Genomic DNA, 14,668 nt, shown 5'->3' with positions numbered 1-14,668 from the left:
AGGTGACATCAACGTCACCTTTTTTGGGGCCTCAACGCTCAGATCGGCTGAACTTCGGCATCTAGCAGCTTGCGTATCGGCGCCGGCAGGCCCAGATCGGCCCAGGCGGCGGCATCGGCCCAACACGCGTCAGCCACCTCCGAAACCATAGCAGTTTGTGCTTTATTCATGGGCACCAACACCGGATGCAGATGCAAATCCTTGTGGGTGAGCACATGCAAAAAAGCCGGCATCTCATGCCAGTCCTGGCTCTCGCTGGCCGGCCAGTTCAGATGCGCCGAGCGCTGCAGCGCTTCAAAGCTGTCAAACACCGGCGTGCTGTATAAACCCGCCCAGATGCCGGACTGCGGACGCTTTTGCAACCATACGCGCTGATCCTGGTCCATGGCAATCAGCAGCCACCAGGATTCCGAGGAGCGCTTGACCTTGCGCGTGCGCACCGGATAGCTCTCGGGGTTGCCTGCACGCCCCGCCCGGCATTCCGAATGCAGCGGACAGACCAGACAGCTGGGCTTGCGCGGAATGCAGATGCTGGCTCCCAAATCCATCATGCCCTGGGTATAGCGCGGCATGGACTGCTGCAGATCGCTGGTCGGGCAAAGCTGCTGCGCATGCTCCCAGAGCAGGCGCTCACTCTTGGCCTGTGCCAGATCGCCATCGAATGCCAGCACCCGCGTGAGTACGCGCCGCACATTGGCATCCAGAATCGGCACCCGCTGCGAAAAACAGAACGACGCAATCGCGCCCGCAGTGGAGCGACCGATTCCGGGCAAGCTGACCAGCTCTTCGGCAGTTTGCGGAAACGCCCCGCCCCATTGATCCACCACGGCCTGAGCGCATTTGTGCAGATTGCGTGCGCGGCTGTAGTAACCCAGACCGCTCCACAGCGCCAGCACCGCATCCTGGGGTGCTGCAGCCAGACTGGCTACATCCGGGAAGGCGTCCAGAAAGCGCTGGTAGTAGCCCAGAACGGTGCTGACCTGGGTCTGTTGCAACATGATTTCAGACAGCCAGACACGGTAAGGATCACGGGTTTGCTGCCAGGGCAGGTGGTTGCGGCCATGGGAGGCCTGCCACTGCACCACGGCCGTGGCAATGGAGGGAAGAGTCAAGATTTCAAGCTACCAGGGAAATGTCCAGCGCTGTCGCCTGCGCCGGTACATGCTCTTCATCGAGCGGAGACAGCAAACTGACCGAAGCCTTGGCCAGTTGCACTTGCAGAATATCAAGCTTGGATTCTGCCGCTTCTATCTCGCCTATGCGCTCCTCCAGACCCGTGGCCGCATGCTGTATGCGGTCTATGGCCTCCAGCCTGCGCGAAAAACTGCGCTTGCGTTCACGCAGCTGCGCGTCCAACGGCGCCGTCACGGACTTGCTCCACAAATCCACATCGTTGGCCGCAGACTCGAACACGGTGCGCAAGCGCATGGCCAAGGCCTTGATCAGGCGCTGGGAAAAAGCGCTGCTGCTGAGCTTGAGCGCGTTGCCAAAGCCCAGGTATTGGGTGTAGCTTGACTCAATGCTGCGCAGATCATCGGTGAATTCCGGCAGCAACATGGGAGGCGGGCTCTGCAGCGAAAAGCCGAATTCGGCGTTCAATTCCTTGAAAGTGGCACTGAGCATGGACTGCACATTGGCCGCCTGCTTGTGCGCCTGGTCAGAGACGGCATGCAGACGCTCAAAGGTTTCGGTGTAGATCTTGCGAGCACCGAGCTTGAAGCCGCGCTGGTCCAGCGCATCCTTGAGCTCGCCTAGCTCCTTTTGCAGCGTGCCCGAGCTCAGCAGTTGAAACAAGTCCTTGAGCATGCGCATCTGCACCGTGCGCAAGGCGTGAATCTTGGCCGCGCTGCTGTCGAACTCCTGCTGCTCGTTTTCGATACGGCCGCGCATGCTGGCAATCACCGTGGCGTTCTTGCCGCGCAGATTGCGCAGCTCGGCCCCCTGGTCGTCCAGATCGCTGCGGCGGATGTTGATAACGCGCTCCACCTCGGTACGCAGCTGCTGCACATTCGCCGCCACGGCCGCCTGCAACACCTTCTGGCGCTGACCCATGATGCCGCTGGCCAGCAACTGCTCGAATGCGGACAGACCGCTGGCCTGCAGCAAAGCCGCGTTGTCGCCCACCTTGGCAACCAGGCCCTTCTGGGCAGACACGGGCAGCACGCGCTCCAACGGCACGCCCAGCAGGCGGGCGGATTCCTCGCACTGGCGTCGCACCTGGGCCTGCACCTGCGAGCCCGTGCTCAGGCTGTCCCACAGGGTATCGACCTTGTTGAGCACCACCAGGCGCGAATCCACCAGGGCCTCGCCACCGGCGGGCAGCACATGCTCGCGCCAGATGGCCAGATCGGATTTGGTGACACCCGTATCCGCTCCCAGCACAAAGACTACGGCATGGGCCTGGGGGATGAGATTGACGGTCAGCTCCAGCTCGGCACCCACGGCATTCAGGCCCGGGGTATCCAGAATCACCAGACCCTGGCGCAGCAGGGGATGGGGCATGTTGATCAGCGCATGGCGCCACATGGGCACTTCCACCCAGCCCTCGGCATCCTGCAAGGGGTTGTCGTCGGCATCCTCGTCATGCCAGAAGCCCCAGGCCCGCGCCTGCGCCACAGAGGCCTTGCGCACTTCGGCCACCTTGGACAGCGTGTCTGCAATCTGCTCGGCATTGGCAACATCCAGCGGGTACTCCACCCAGGCATCGGTGCGCATGCGCCACTGGGCCAGGCTTTCCATGGATTCGCGGGTATCGATGGGCAACAGGCGCAGCGAAGGCCTGGCGTCCGATTCCCAGCCCAGCTCCGCAGGGCACATGGTGGTGCGGCCTGCGCTGGCAGGCATGAGGCGGCGGCCGTAATGGGCGAAGAAGATGGCGTTGATGAGCTCGGACTTGCCGCGCGAGAACTCGGCCACAAAGGCAACCATGAGCTTGTCGCTGCGCACCTGGGCCTCCAGGCGCTGCAGACGCTGCTGCACGGCAAAATCCAGTAGGTCTTGCCCCGACAGCCATTCACGCAGAGCATTCAACTGCTGGGCAAAACCTCTGCGCCAGACGCCGTATTGGTCAAACTGCTCGTTGAATGAAGATTCCACGTTATCCCCCGCTCTCAGGCTTTATTTATCAGGGACTGCGTGCATCCCGGCGACGGGCACAGTCGCACCCTCTTTGCACAAAATATAGCATCGCCGCAAGGGCACGCCTCAAGGCGGCGAACCCGGCTTGGGCTCATATGCGCCACAGGCGACGGATATGCATTTTTTTGTGACTTGCATCTGATACTCATCAATTGAGAGCGCATACCGCTCTATCGGCATAGATTATTGATGATATTTCTATCAAAACCATTGCTGATACAGCGCAGATTGCTTCTGTTTTTATAGTTACTCAGGCTTTCTGGCAACGTGCGCAGTAAAACGTGCTGCGCTGACCCTGGCGCAGCAGCTGGATGGGTGAACCACACTGCGTGCATGGCAGGCCGTCGCGGCCGTAAACCTTGGCCTGCAGCTGGAAGTGCCCTTCCATGCCGTTGGCAGCAGAAAAATCGCGCAGCGTGGTCCCGCCTTGCTCAACCGCCTGGGCCAGCACCACGCGAATGGCTTCATGGAGTGCGCGCAGCTTGCGCGGCCTCACTTCACGCGCCGGCATGGTGGGGGCAATGCCGGCGATGAACAGCACCTCGGACGCATAGATATTGCCCACCCCCACAACCACACTGCCGCTGAGCAACAGCTGCTTGATGGGCGTGCGGCTGGCGGCCAGGCCCTCGCGAAAAGCCTCGAAGGTAAAGCTGGATTCCAGCGGCTCCATACCCAGGTGATCCAGCAACTTGCGCGCCAACGCATCTTGCTGGCTGGGCACATAGACCACGGCGCCAAAGCGGCGCGGATCATGCAGCCGCAGCAAACCCCGCGTGGTCTGCAGATCGAAGTGGTCGTGCTTTCCCGCTTCGCCCAGGGCAGGTTCGTCCGGGCCCGCAAAGCGCAAGCTGCCCGACATGCCCAAGTGGATCAGCAGCAGGCCTTCGCTCAAATCCAGCAGCAGGTATTTTCCTCGGCGGCGAACGGCGAGCACCTGCCGCCCCGCTAACGCCTCGGCAGCCATGCCCAGTGGCCAGCGCAAGGGCTTGCCCATGGCTGCGGACACGATGCGCGCACCCGCTATACGGTCCGCAAAAGAGCGGCGTGTGACCTCGACTTCGGGCAACTCAGGCATGCAGAGCGATCTTTGAACTATGTGGTATTGGCTTCGATTATTATGGGTTGATGGTTCATCCTCTTCGCTTTCAGGGACTCGCCATGGCCGCCGTTTTGGCCATGGGCACGGCAATTTCAACCGCCCAGGCGGCAGATGCGCCCATCAAGGAGCCCGCGCCGGCCGCAGAATCTGCCGAGCAGGCGGCGGAACGCGAACTCGATCGTGCCGCACTCAATGCCGAATTGTTCTATGAAATTTTGGTGGGCGAGATGGCCGCCAGCCAGGGCGCTCTGGGCGATGCCCAGGCCTTGATGATGGAAGCGGCGCGCACCAGCGGCAGCGAACAGCTTTACCGCCGCGCCACCGAGTTGGCGGTGCAATCTCGCTCCGGCGATCGCGCCCTGCGCAATGCCCGCGCCTGGCTGGACGCCTACCCCGACTCCCGCCGCGCCAATCGCACCGTGCTGCAGCTGCTGGTGGCCCTGAACCGCATTGCAGACTCCACCAGCTATCTGCGTCGCGAAGTCGAAGCCACCCCCGACGAAGCCAAACCAGCCACTTTTCTGAGCATCACCCAGCTCTATAACAACGCCAGCGACAAGCCGCTGGCGGCCGACGTGGTGGAGCAGGCGCTGGACGCGGAACTCAAGGACAAGAAAAACGGCCCCATGGCCTGGGCCACCATAGGTCATATGCGCCTGCTTGCAGGTCAGAAGGCCGCTGCTCTACAAGCAGTGGACAGCGCCCAGCAACTGGACCCCGACACCGGAGCCATCGCTCTTTTGTCCATGGAGCTGCTGGAGTCAGGCTCTGCCGAAGTCGAACCCATCATCAAGCGCTATCTGCAAAAAAGCCCTTCGCCCCAGATACGCATGGGTTATGCCCGGGTATTGCTGGGCCAAAAGCGCATCGATGATGCCAAGACACAGTTGATGGCCATTACCCAGGAAAGCCCAGATTTCGCCGAGGCCTGGGCTGTTCTGGCCAATCTGCAGCTGCGCGCCGACGAGCTGGGTGCTGCCCAAACCTCCATCGAGCGCTTCGGCGCCCTGCTGCCCCAGCTGCCGCAGGGCGTGAGCCGCAACGCTGGCCAGTCACAGTACTACCTGCTGCAGGCCAATCTGGCCGAGAAGCAAAAACGCTATGCCGATGCCGATGCCTATCTCACACGCATCCCTGACGCCGCCAATTTGCTCAGCGTGCAGGCGCACCGGGCCGAGCTGATGGCCAAGCAGGGCAAGATCCAGCAGGCCCGCGCCCTGATCCGGGCAGTACCCGCCACCGGCCCCAATCAGCAACGCCTCAAAACCATGGCCGAGGTGCAATTGCTGCGCGACGCCGACCAGAACAGCGAGGCCTACGCTCTGCAGCTGACACTGCACAAGCAGTCGCCCGACGATGCCGAGCTGGCCTACGACACGGCCATGCTGGCCGAGCGGGCCGGCAAGTTCGACGAAATGGAAAAACTGCTGCGTGATCTGATGGTGCGCAAGCCCGATTTTCTGCATGCCTACAACGCTTTGGGCTACTCGTTTGCCGAGCGCAATATTCGCCTTGACGAAGCCCAGGCGCTGATCCAGAAAGCACTGGACATGCAGCCTGATGATCCCTTCGTCACTGACAGCCTGGCCTGGGTCAAGTACCGCAAGGGCGATCTGAACGGGGCCGAAAGCCTGCTGGAAAAAGCCTATGCCAAGCGCCAAGATGTAGAGATCTCCGCCCACCTGGGTGAGGTGCTGTGGCAAAACGGCAAACGCGAGCGGGCAATGCAGGTCTGGCGACAGGGTCTCAAGCTCGATGCAGAGAACACCGTACTGCTGGAGACGTTCAAGCGCCTGAACGTCACACCATGAAGCAGCCCTCCCCACGCCTGAGCCGCTGGACGCGGCGCAGCGCCTTGCCAGCGCTGGTCATCGCTGCTACCTTGCTTGCCGGCTGCGCTCAGCCTGCGCGCCAACTGGGAGCGGATGCGCTCGCAGCCTCGGGATACTGGTCCGGACGCATGGCTATGCAGGTACAAGATGCGCAAAACCAGTCGTTCAGCGCAGCGTTCGAGCTGCAAGGCCGGCCCGACCAGGGAACTTTGCTGATCTACAACCCGCTGGGCTCCATCATCGCCCGCTTGAGCTGGACGCCACAGCAAGCCACGCTGCAACAAGGCGAGCGCATCACAAACTCGGAATCGCTGCCTGCACTGATTGCCCAGTTGACCGGCAGCGAAATCCCCGTCGCCGCCCTGTTTGACTGGCTTCAGGGTAAGAGCACCGCCGTGCCGGGCTGGCAGGTGGATCTTTCCAGAATCAGCGATGGCCGCCTGCGCGCAGACCGCAGCAGCCCGCCTCCAGAGGCATCGCTGCGCATCGTTCTCGACCAGGACGCAAAGTAAGCAACACGGCGTCGCCCACGCCACGGCTTTGTGCTCCTGCTATCGTTGCGCCAGTTTTTGCCTCATTGTTTCCACCATGCTCTCGCTTTATGACGTGCCGGCGCCGGCCAAGCTCAATCTGTTCCTGCACATCACGGGCAGGCGCGCCGACGGCTATCACCTGCTCGAATCCGTTTTCATGTTGATCGACTGGCATGACGTGCTGCATTTCGAGCGCACGGCCAGCCACCAGATCAGCCGCGAAGACCTCTCGGGCATGGCGCTGCCTGAGGACGACCTGATCACCCGCGCGGCCCGCGCGCTGCAGCAAGCCACCGGCTGCACCCAGGGAGCACATATCGGCATTCACAAAAACCTGCCGGCACAGGCGGGCATGGGCGGCGGTTCCTCGGATGCCGCCACCGCGCTGCTGGCGCTGAATCGCCTGTGGGGCCTGGGCCTGTCGCGCCAGGAGCTGCAGAAAATAGGTCTAACGTTGGGAGCGGACGTCCCGTTTTTCCTCTGCGGCCATACGGCCTGGGTCAGCGGCATTGGCGAAATCATCACCCCTCTCACCGGCTCGCAGGCTCTGCCCGAGCAACAGTTCATCGTGGTCAAACCAGCGCAAGGTTTGGAGACCGGAAAAATTTTTAGCAGTGATTTGCTGAAACGCGATTCCAAGCCTGCTACAATTGCGGTCTTCGCTGCAAGGCACTTTGGTTTTGGCCAAAACGACTTGCAGCCTGTTGCTGAAGGTTTGCAGCCTGAAGTGAAGAAAGTCAGAAACTGGCTCGAATCCTTCAAATTGCATGCTACAATGACAGGCTCAGGTAGTGCAGTATTTGCGCCGCTGACGCAGGCTATAGATTTGAATAGTGCACCAAGCACATGGCAAATCAAAGTTTGCAAAAATCTGGCAATTCATCCGCTTCACGGTTGGGTTTCAGATAAAAAGTTATAAGGCTGTTTGTTTTCAACAAATAGCCTGTGTAGGGGAGTCGCCAAGTTGGTTAAGGCACCGGATTTTGATTCCGGCATGCGAAGGTTCGAATCCTTCTTCCCCTGCCAAACATCTTCTTGCGTCAAGGCAACCCGTAGCACTGGGACGCTCAAATGCATTCACATCACTCTGATTTCATGGTCTTCACTGGCAATGCCAATCCAGGCATGGCCCAAGAGATCGTAAAGCACCTAGGCACCACCTTGGGCGCTGCCGACGTTGGCCGTTTCTCCGATGGAGAAGTCACTGTCGAAATTAAGCAAAACGTGCGCGCTCGCGACGTGTTCGTGGTGCAATCCACTTGCGCACCGACCAACGACAACCTGATGGAGTTGTTGGTCATGGTTGATGCCCTCAAGCGCGCATCAGCCGAGCGCATCTGCGCCGTGATCCCTTATTTCGGTTACGCCCGTCAAGATCGTCGCCCTCGCTCCACCCGCGTGCCAATCACCGCCAAGGTGGTAGCCAACATGCTGCAGGCTGTGGGCGTGGAACGTGTGCTGACCATGGATTTGCACGCTGACCAAATTCAAGGTTTCTTCGACATCCCCGTGGACAACATCTACGCAACCCCCGTGTTGCTGGGTGATCTGCGCCAGAAGAACTACGAAGATCTGATCGTTGTCTCCCCCGACGTTGGCGGTGTGGTGCGTGCGCGCGCCCTGGCCAAGGAACTGGGTTGCGATCTGGCCATCATCGACAAGCGTCGTCCCAAGGCCAATGTGTCTGAAGTCATGCATGTGATCGGCGATATCGACGGCCGCAACTGCGTGATCATGGACGACATGATTGACACGGCCGGTACGCTGGTCAAGGCAGCCGAAGTGCTCAAGCAGCGCGGCGCCAAGAACGTGTACGCCTACTGCTCGCACCCCATCTTCTCGGGCCCAGCCCTGGAACGCATCGGCAGCGGCTCGGCTCTGGACGAAGTGGTTGTAACCAACACCATTCCTCTGACCGCCGCAGCACAGCAGTGCAGCAAGATTCGCCAGCTGTCCGTGGCACCGCTGTTCGCCGAGACAATTCACCGCATCTCCACGGGTGATTCGGTAAGCAGCCTGTTTACCGCTTAAAATCTCGGGTTTTTCGGCCCTGAGCCATGCAAACCTCCTACGGGAGGTTTGACTGTTCCGGGCCATCGCAAGAGTCAACGGCCTTTTAACAAGGTACAGATTCTTTTATCAAATGGGCGAGACTGGTCGCGGTCCGCCCCACTAGGAGTTAGTTATGCAATTTGTCGCTTTTGAGCGCGCTAAGCAAGGTACGGGTGCGAGCCGCCGTCTGCGTAATTCGGGCAAGACCCCTGGCATCGTTTACGGTGCTGGCGAAGCCCAACTGATCGAAATCGACCACAACGCCCTGTGGCACGCCCTGCAAAAGGAAGCTTTCCACTCCAGCGTTCTGGACATGGAAGTGAACGGTCAAGTGTCCAAGGTTGTGCTGCGCGACGTGCAGTTCCACCCCTTCAAGAAGCTGGTGCAGCACGTTGACTTCCAACGCGTGGAACGCAAGACCAAGCTGCACATGAAGGTGCCATTGCACTTCGAAGGCGTGGAAGAATCTCCAGCCGTCAAGATCGAAAGCTGCACCGTGACGCCCGTGCTGCACGAAGTGGAAGTGATCTGCGAACCAGCACATCTGCCCGAATTCATCACTGTGAACCTGAGCGCCCTGACTTCCAAGTCCGTGCTGGGTCTGCAAGCCGTGAAGCTGCCTTACGGCGTGAAGGCTGTGGTTCGCGGTTCCAACAAGAACCCCACCGTGGTCTCCATCAAGCTGCCCGAAGTGGCTCCTGTTGAAGGCGCAGCACCTGCTCCTGCAGCTGCTCCTGCCAAGAAGGGCAAGAAGTAATTCTTGCGACTTCGTACAGCACCTAGGCGCTGTACGCGTGAAAAAGGCCCACCTCGCGTGGGCCTTTTTCATGGCCGATCACAAGCCCCGCCCCGCCTGCCATACCTGTGCAACGGAGATAATTGCCCCATGATCAAACTGTTTGTCGGCCTTGGCAATCCTGGCCCTGAATACGAAGACACACGCCACAACGCCGGCTTCTGGTGGGTTGACGCACTGGCCCGCGAACTCAAGGTCACGTTGGTGCCCGAGCGCAGCTACTGGGGCTTGATGGCTCGCACCACAGTCAACGGTCAGACCGTCTGGCTGCTGCAGCCTCAGACCTTCATGAACCTCTCGGGCAAATCCGTAGGCGCACTGGCACGTTTCTTCAAAATCCAGCCCGAGGAAATTCTGGTCGTGCACGACGAGCTGGATTTCGAACCCGGCCAGGTCAAGCTCAAGCGCGGCGGCAGCCACGGAGGCCACAATGGCCTGCGCGACATCCATGCCCAACTGGGCTCTGCCGACTACTGGCGGCTGCGCGTGGGCATTGGCCACCCCGGCCACAAAGGCGAAGTCGCCAACTGGGTGCTGAAAAAGCCCTCCCCCGATCAAATGAAGCTGATTGAGGACAGCATTGCCCATTCGCTCAAAGCCTGGCCCGAACTGGTGGCTGGGCAGATGGACAAGGCCACGCTTGCCATCCACACCACCAAGGCTCCACGCCCCAAGCCACCGCGTCAGCCCGCGCCCGAAGCGGAACAGCCCAAGGCTTGAGGCCATAAAAAAAACGCAGACGCTACCAATTCAGTAGCTATCTGCGCTTTTATATTCTGGGTTACAGCCCTGAAACAGCTTGATTAAGCGCTCTTGGTCTGCTGCAGCAGCTCGTACTTCTTGAGCAGGACCTCGCGGCTTTCCACGAATTCGGGATTCACGGGAATACAGGCTACGGGGCAGATCTGCACACATTGGGGCTCGTCAAAATGGCCCACACACTCCGTGCACTTGGACGGAGTGATCTCGTAGAACTGCTCGCCCATGTAAATGGCGTCGTTCGGGCACTCAGGCTCGCACACATCACAGTTGATGCATTCATCCGTAATCATCAATGCCATGTGAACTCCTTGTCTCTCCCAAAACAACCCGCGCTGCGGCGGGCAACAACGGCTTGCCTGTCCCGATTATCCCGTGCCGCACAAGACTTGGTGGGCTCGCGGTCAAAGCCCTGGCGCCGCTTGCTTGCACTCCATGCCTGGGCAATTGCTGCGGTCTGAGCCGCATGCAGCCTGCACGGCTTCACAATTGCCGCTATGCTGCGCGAAAAATGGCGGAAAACGCCCATCCCTTCTGCGCCCGCCAAGCCCTGCCCACCATGAATCACCGCGACTCCGCCGCCTGCGCTTCTACCGCAGGCGCATGTCACCCGCTATGAGCGTGTTCTTTCTCAAGCGCCTGTTGACGCTGGCCATCACCTTGCTGGGCGCCTCCGTGGTCGTCTTTGCCGTGCTGGAAATCCTGCCCGGCAATGCAGCCCAAACATTGATGGGCCCCGACGCATCGCCCGAAGCCGTGCAGGCCATGGCCGAACAGCTGGGACTGGATCAAAGCGCCTGGGCGCGCTACAGCCAATGGATAGCCGGCCTGTTCCATGGCGATATGGGGACCAGCTATGCCTATGGCTCACCGGTATCCGAGCTGGTGCTGGAGCGCCTTGCCATCACCGTGCCGCTGGCGGTTCTGTCCATGCTCATCACCACGGTGCTGGCACTGGCCGCTGGCGTCTATGCGGCCTCACGCCACAGGCGCTGGGGCGATGTGGGCGTGATGGGCCTGGCCCAGATCGGCATTGCCATTCCAAACTTCTGGTTCGCCATCCTGCTGATCCTGCTGTTTTCAGTGAAGCTGCAATGGTTCTCGGCCGGTGGCTTTCCGGGCTGGACCGAGGAAGCCGGTGGCGGCTTCTGGACCGCGCTGCAGGCCCTGCTGCTGCCGGCCATCTCTTTAGCCGTGGTCCAGGCTGCCATCCTGGCGCGCATCACGCGCTCTGCCGTGCTTGAGGCGTTGGGCGAGGACTTTGTACGCACGGCCCGCGCCAAAGGCCTGTCGCGCACCGCCGCCCTGTGGGGACATGTGTTGCGCAACGCCATGATTCCCGTCATCACCGTGATGGGCCTGCAGTTTGCCAATCTGCTGGCCGGCACCATCGTGGTGGAAAACGTGTTCTACCTGCCTGGCCTCGGGCGACTGATCTTTCAGTCCATTGCCAACCGCGATGTCATCGTGGTGCGCAACTGCGTGCTGCTGCTGGCGGCCATGGTGGTGCTTATCAATTTTGTGGTCGATATGCTTTATGCCGCCATCGATCCGCGCATCAAGGCCAGCGATATATGAGCGCACGCCCTGAATCGAACCGTCCCCCTCAGCCTTATCCCACGCGCGCCTTCAGCCGCACACAGCCTCAAAGCTTTGTGCAGCGCGCTCTGCACCACCGCAGCTTTGTGCTGGGGGCCATGCTGACCGCCTTGCTGATTGCCTCCGCCTTGCTGTCTTTTGCCTGGACTCCGGGTTCGGCCTACGAGATAGACATGGATGCCGCCCTGCAAAGCGCCAGCAGCCAGCACTGGCTGGGCACGGACGCCTTGGGGCGCGACGTGGCCTCGCAAATTCTCGTCGGCGCACGCGCCTCCATTGCCGTGGGCCTGATTGCCGTGAGCATAGGTCTGGCGCTGGGTCTGATTCTGGGGCTGATTGCCGCCGCCCGCCGCGGCTGGATCGAGGAAATCATCATGCGCCTGGCCGACTTCACCTTTGCCTTCCCGGCCCTGCTCTCGGCCATCATGCTGACGGCCGTGTTTGGCGCGGGCATGGTCAACGCCATCATCGCCATCGGCATCTTCAACATCCCCACTTTTGCGCGCATCAGCCGGGCCTCGGCCAATGCTGTCTGGGCGCGCGACTATGTGATGGCGGCCCGCGCCTGCGGCAAAAGCCGCTGGGCCATTACCGTGCAGCATGTGCTGCCCAATATCGCCTCGATGCTGGTGGTACAGGCCACGATCCAATTCGCACTGGCCATCCTGGCGGAGGCTGCCTTGTCCTATCTGGGCCTGGGCACCCAGCCGCCCCAGCCCTCCTGGGGCCGCATGCTCAGCGAAGCACAGACGCTGATGTTCCAGGCGCCGCTGCTGGCCGTCTGGCCCGGCGTGGCGATTGCGCTGTCGGTGCTGGGCCTCAACCTTTTGGGCGACGGCCTGCGCGATCTACTGGACCCCCGGCTGGCGCGCGAACGCTGATGGCAAGGAAAGCGATACATGTCTTTGCTTGAAGTCACCAACCTCACCATCAATCTGCAAACCCATCGCGGCCGTGCGCAAGCCGTGCGCGATGTGAGCTTTTCGCTGGAACGCGGCGCCACCCTGGGCCTGATCGGTGAATCGGGCTGCGGCAAATCGCTGACAGCCCTGGCCCTCATGGGACTGCTGCCACAGCATGCCCAGGTGGACGGCAGCATCTTGCTGGACGGCATGGAGTTGCTGGAGCAAAGCGAGAAACAACTCTGCGCGCTGCGCGGCAACCGCATGGCCATGGTGTTTCAGGAACCCATGTCGGCCCTGAACCCCGTGCACAGCATAGGCCGCCAGGTGGCCGAGCCGCTGCGCCTGCATTTGCGACTGAGTCGTGCCCAGGCCCGCAGCCGCGCCATCGAGCTGCTGGAGCGGGTAGGCATTGCCCACGCGGCCCAGCGCTTTGATGACTATCCGCATCAGTTCTCCGGCGGTCAGCGCCAGCGCATCACCATTGCCATGGCCCTGGCCTGCGGGCCCGATCTGCTGATTGCAGACGAACCCACCACGGCGCTGGACGTGACGGTGCAGCAGCACATTCTGGATTTGCTGCAGTCTCTGGTGGCCGAGCACGCCATGGCCCTGGTACTGATCTCCCACGATCTGGGCGTGATTGCGCAAAACGTGGAGCAGTTGCTGGTCATGTATGGCGGCACGGTGGTGGAGTCGGGCATGACCGAGGCCGTGTTTGCCTCTCGCGCCCACCCCTACACACGCGGCCTGTTTGCGGCCCGTCCGCAGCTGCATCTGGCAGCGCAGCGCCAGCCCCTGCCCACGATTGCCGGCACGGTTCCCGAGTTGGTCGACCTGCCCCTGGGCTGCCCGTTTGCCGGGCGCTGCAGCTTTACCGCCCAGCCCTGCTTTGTGGAGCGCCCTCCTGCACACACCTTGCAAACGCCCGGCACCTCAGCCCCCGTCTCGCTGGCTTGCTGGCGCCAGCCCCATGTGGTGCATTGCCTGCGCAAGGAAGCCATAGAGCCGACGACAGGGACGATCGCATGATGCCTTCAGAAGATATCAAAACAGGAGCTGAAAGCGCTTGCCTGCTAAAGGTGACAGGGCTGCATCGCTCTTATTCCATGGCCAGAAGCTCGCTGTGGCGCAAACCCGAGCCGCTGCAGGCCTTGCGCGGCGTGAGCTTCACGCTCAAGGCCGGCCAGAGCCTGGGCGTGGTGGGCGAATCGGGCTCGGGCAAGTCCACGCTGGCACGACTGGTCATGGCCCTCGATACGCCGACGGCCGGCACGGTGCAGCTCAAAGGGCGCGACTTGCACCGGATGAGCAGCCACGAGCTGCGCAGCGCACGCCGCGATTTTCAGATGGTGTTTCAAGACCCTTACGCGTCGCTGGACCCGCGCATGACGGTGGAGCGCATCGTGGCCGAGCCCTTGTGCACGCTGGAGCAGCCACCTGCCCGGGAGGCACAGCGCAGCCAGGTGCAGACCGTGCTGAGCCAGGTCGGCCTGCGCGCCCAGGATGCGGACAAGTACCCGCATGAGTTTTCCGGCGGCCAGCGCCAGCGCATTGCAATTGCACGGGCGCTGATCACCCGGCCCCAGCTCATCGTGGCCGACGAGCCCGTCAGCGCGCTGGATGTATCGGTACAGGCCCAGGTGCTCAATCTCATGCAGCAGCTGCAGCGCGAGCTAGGCCTGTCCTATCTCTTCATCAGCCACGATCTGGCCGTGGTGCAACATGTGTGCGACGAAGTCATCGTGCTCTACCAGGGCCAGATTGTGGAGCGCGGCACACCGCAAAAGTTGTTCTCCGCCCCCGAACACCCTTATACCCAGGCCCTGGTCAAAGCCGCGCCCCGCCTGCCGGCGCAGTATCGTTGAGGCTTTGCCGACACTACCCGTAACGCATATAAATCCGCGACCACCGGGCATGGCGGCACACCTGGTGTAAAAACGCCGTTGAAGCAC

The 14,668-nt window shown here is 61.4% G+C and carries 14 protein-coding genes and 1 tRNA gene; 11 read left to right on the top strand and 4 right to left on the bottom strand.

All coding sequences use genetic code 11. The annotated features are described in order from the left end of the window. Positions 1-38 precede the first annotated feature (38 nt). The 3 genes from mutY to mutM form a co-directional block, all read right to left on the bottom strand. Positions 39-1,112 carry an A/G-specific adenine glycosylase gene (gene mutY, locus ACNAZA_RS01665; protein WP_415794652.1) on the bottom strand — a complete coding sequence of 358 codons (1,074 nt, stop codon included), beginning with the start codon at positions 1,110-1,112 and terminating at the stop codon, positions 39-41. A gap of 4 nt (positions 1,113-1,116) precedes the next feature. Then, a complete protein-coding gene (locus ACNAZA_RS01660; RefSeq protein ID WP_415794651.1) occupies positions 1,117-3,096 on the bottom strand; it encodes a dynamin family protein in 1,980 nt (659 codons plus the stop codon). 292 nt (positions 3,097-3,388) lie between these two features. Beyond that, positions 3,389-4,216, bottom strand: a complete 828-nt coding sequence (mutM, locus tag ACNAZA_RS01655; protein ID WP_415794649.1) for a bifunctional DNA-formamidopyrimidine glycosylase/DNA-(apurinic or apyrimidinic site) lyase — start codon at positions 4,214-4,216, stop codon at positions 3,389-3,391. Between the two features lie 83 nt (positions 4,217-4,299). Between mutM and ACNAZA_RS01650 the strand changes: the two genes are divergently transcribed. The 7 genes from ACNAZA_RS01650 to pth all read left to right on the top strand — a co-directional run bounded on the left by ACNAZA_RS01650 (position 4,300) and on the right by pth (position 10,173). Then, positions 4,300-6,051, top strand: coding sequence for a tetratricopeptide repeat protein (locus tag ACNAZA_RS01650; protein ID WP_415794648.1), 1,752 nt, complete (start codon positions 4,300-4,302; stop codon positions 6,049-6,051). Further along, positions 6,048-6,584 (top strand): lipoprotein insertase outer membrane protein LolB, encoded by a 537-nt coding sequence (locus ACNAZA_RS01645; RefSeq protein ID WP_415794647.1) that lies wholly within the window; start codon positions 6,048-6,050, stop codon positions 6,582-6,584. The genes ACNAZA_RS01650 and ACNAZA_RS01645 overlap by 4 nt, the downstream gene beginning before the upstream one ends. 76 nt (positions 6,585-6,660) lie before the next feature. Continuing rightward, positions 6,661-7,524, top strand: coding sequence for a 4-(cytidine 5'-diphospho)-2-C-methyl-D-erythritol kinase (ispE, locus tag ACNAZA_RS01640; protein WP_415794646.1), 864 nt, complete (start codon positions 6,661-6,663; stop codon positions 7,522-7,524). A gap of 30 nt (positions 7,525-7,554) precedes the next feature. Next, positions 7,555-7,631: transfer RNA gene (locus tag ACNAZA_RS01635), tRNA-Gln, on the top strand. 45 nt (positions 7,632-7,676) lie between these two features. Next, positions 7,677-8,636, top strand: a complete 960-nt coding sequence (locus ACNAZA_RS01630; RefSeq protein ID WP_120966438.1) for a ribose-phosphate pyrophosphokinase — start codon at positions 7,677-7,679, stop codon at positions 8,634-8,636. A 154-nt stretch (positions 8,637-8,790) separates the two neighbouring features. Next, positions 8,791-9,414, top strand: a complete 624-nt coding sequence (locus tag ACNAZA_RS01625) for a 50S ribosomal protein L25/general stress protein Ctc (RefSeq protein WP_415794645.1) — start codon at positions 8,791-8,793, stop codon at positions 9,412-9,414. 129 nt (positions 9,415-9,543) lie between these two features. Then, positions 9,544-10,173, top strand: coding sequence for an aminoacyl-tRNA hydrolase (pth, locus tag ACNAZA_RS01620; protein ID WP_120966436.1), 630 nt, complete (start codon positions 9,544-9,546; stop codon positions 10,171-10,173). Positions 10,174-10,256: 83 nt separating this feature from the next. On the opposite strand, the gene ACNAZA_RS01615 is transcribed toward pth, so the two are convergent. Beyond that, positions 10,257-10,514, bottom strand: coding sequence for a YfhL family 4Fe-4S dicluster ferredoxin (locus ACNAZA_RS01615; RefSeq protein WP_120966435.1), 258 nt, complete (start codon positions 10,512-10,514; stop codon positions 10,257-10,259). A 313-nt stretch (positions 10,515-10,827) separates the two neighbouring features. On the opposite strand from ACNAZA_RS01615, the gene ACNAZA_RS01610 reads away from it, so the two are divergent. From ACNAZA_RS01610 to ACNAZA_RS01595, 4 genes are read left to right on the top strand one after another with little or no spacing between them, the layout of a single operon-like run. Then, positions 10,828-11,790: an ABC transporter permease gene (locus tag ACNAZA_RS01610; protein ID WP_415794644.1), complete on the top strand. Its 963-nt coding sequence runs from the start codon at positions 10,828-10,830 to the stop codon at positions 11,788-11,790. Beyond that, positions 11,787-12,692 (top strand): ABC transporter permease, encoded by a 906-nt coding sequence (locus ACNAZA_RS01605; protein WP_415794643.1) that lies wholly within the window; start codon positions 11,787-11,789, stop codon positions 12,690-12,692. The genes ACNAZA_RS01610 and ACNAZA_RS01605 overlap by 4 nt, the downstream gene beginning before the upstream one ends. 18 nt (positions 12,693-12,710) lie before the next feature. Then, the gene (locus ACNAZA_RS01600; protein WP_415794642.1) at positions 12,711-13,745 is read left to right on the top strand and encodes an ABC transporter ATP-binding protein; all 1,035 of its coding nucleotides are present in this window, start codon (positions 12,711-12,713) and stop codon (positions 13,743-13,745) included. After that, complete coding sequence (locus ACNAZA_RS01595) at positions 13,742-14,581, top strand: ATP-binding cassette domain-containing protein (RefSeq protein WP_415794641.1); 840 nt, start codon at positions 13,742-13,744, stop codon at positions 14,579-14,581. Before ACNAZA_RS01600 ends, ACNAZA_RS01595 begins: the two co-directional genes overlap by 4 nt. The last annotated feature ends 87 nt before the right edge of the window (positions 14,582-14,668 follow it).

The sequence above is a fragment of the Comamonas aquatilis genome (genome assembly GCF_965139575.1).
GTDB classification, from domain to species: Bacteria; Pseudomonadota; Gammaproteobacteria; order Burkholderiales; family Burkholderiaceae_C; genus Comamonas; species Comamonas aquatilis.
Note: the sequence above shows the minus strand (reverse complement) of the source record. Positions and strands in the feature narration are given on the sequence as shown.

Coding starts and splice junctions, on each gene's coding strand:
- mutM (WP_415794649.1), bottom strand. CDS start 4,216: ATGCCTGAGTTGCCCGAAGTCGAGGTCACACGCCGCTCTTTTGCGGAC.
- ACNAZA_RS01650 (WP_415794648.1), top strand. CDS start 4,300: ATGGCCGCCGTTTTGGCCATGGGCACGGCAATTTCAACCGCCCAGGCG.
- ACNAZA_RS01645 (WP_415794647.1), top strand. CDS start 6,048: ATGAAGCAGCCCTCCCCACGCCTGAGCCGCTGGACGCGGCGCAGCGCC.
- ispE (WP_415794646.1), top strand. CDS start 6,661: ATGCTCTCGCTTTATGACGTGCCGGCGCCGGCCAAGCTCAATCTGTTC.
- ACNAZA_RS01630 (WP_120966438.1), top strand. CDS start 7,677: ATGCATTCACATCACTCTGATTTCATGGTCTTCACTGGCAATGCCAAT.
- ACNAZA_RS01625 (WP_415794645.1), top strand. CDS start 8,791: ATGCAATTTGTCGCTTTTGAGCGCGCTAAGCAAGGTACGGGTGCGAGC.
- pth (WP_120966436.1), top strand. CDS start 9,544: ATGATCAAACTGTTTGTCGGCCTTGGCAATCCTGGCCCTGAATACGAA.
- ACNAZA_RS01615 (WP_120966435.1), bottom strand. CDS start 10,514: ATGGCATTGATGATTACGGATGAATGCATCAACTGTGATGTGTGCGAG.
- ACNAZA_RS01610 (WP_415794644.1), top strand. CDS start 10,828: ATGAGCGTGTTCTTTCTCAAGCGCCTGTTGACGCTGGCCATCACCTTG.
- ACNAZA_RS01605 (WP_415794643.1), top strand. CDS start 11,787: ATGAGCGCACGCCCTGAATCGAACCGTCCCCCTCAGCCTTATCCCACG.
- ACNAZA_RS01600 (WP_415794642.1), top strand. CDS start 12,711: ATGTCTTTGCTTGAAGTCACCAACCTCACCATCAATCTGCAAACCCAT.
- ACNAZA_RS01595 (WP_415794641.1), top strand. CDS start 13,742: ATGATGCCTTCAGAAGATATCAAAACAGGAGCTGAAAGCGCTTGCCTG.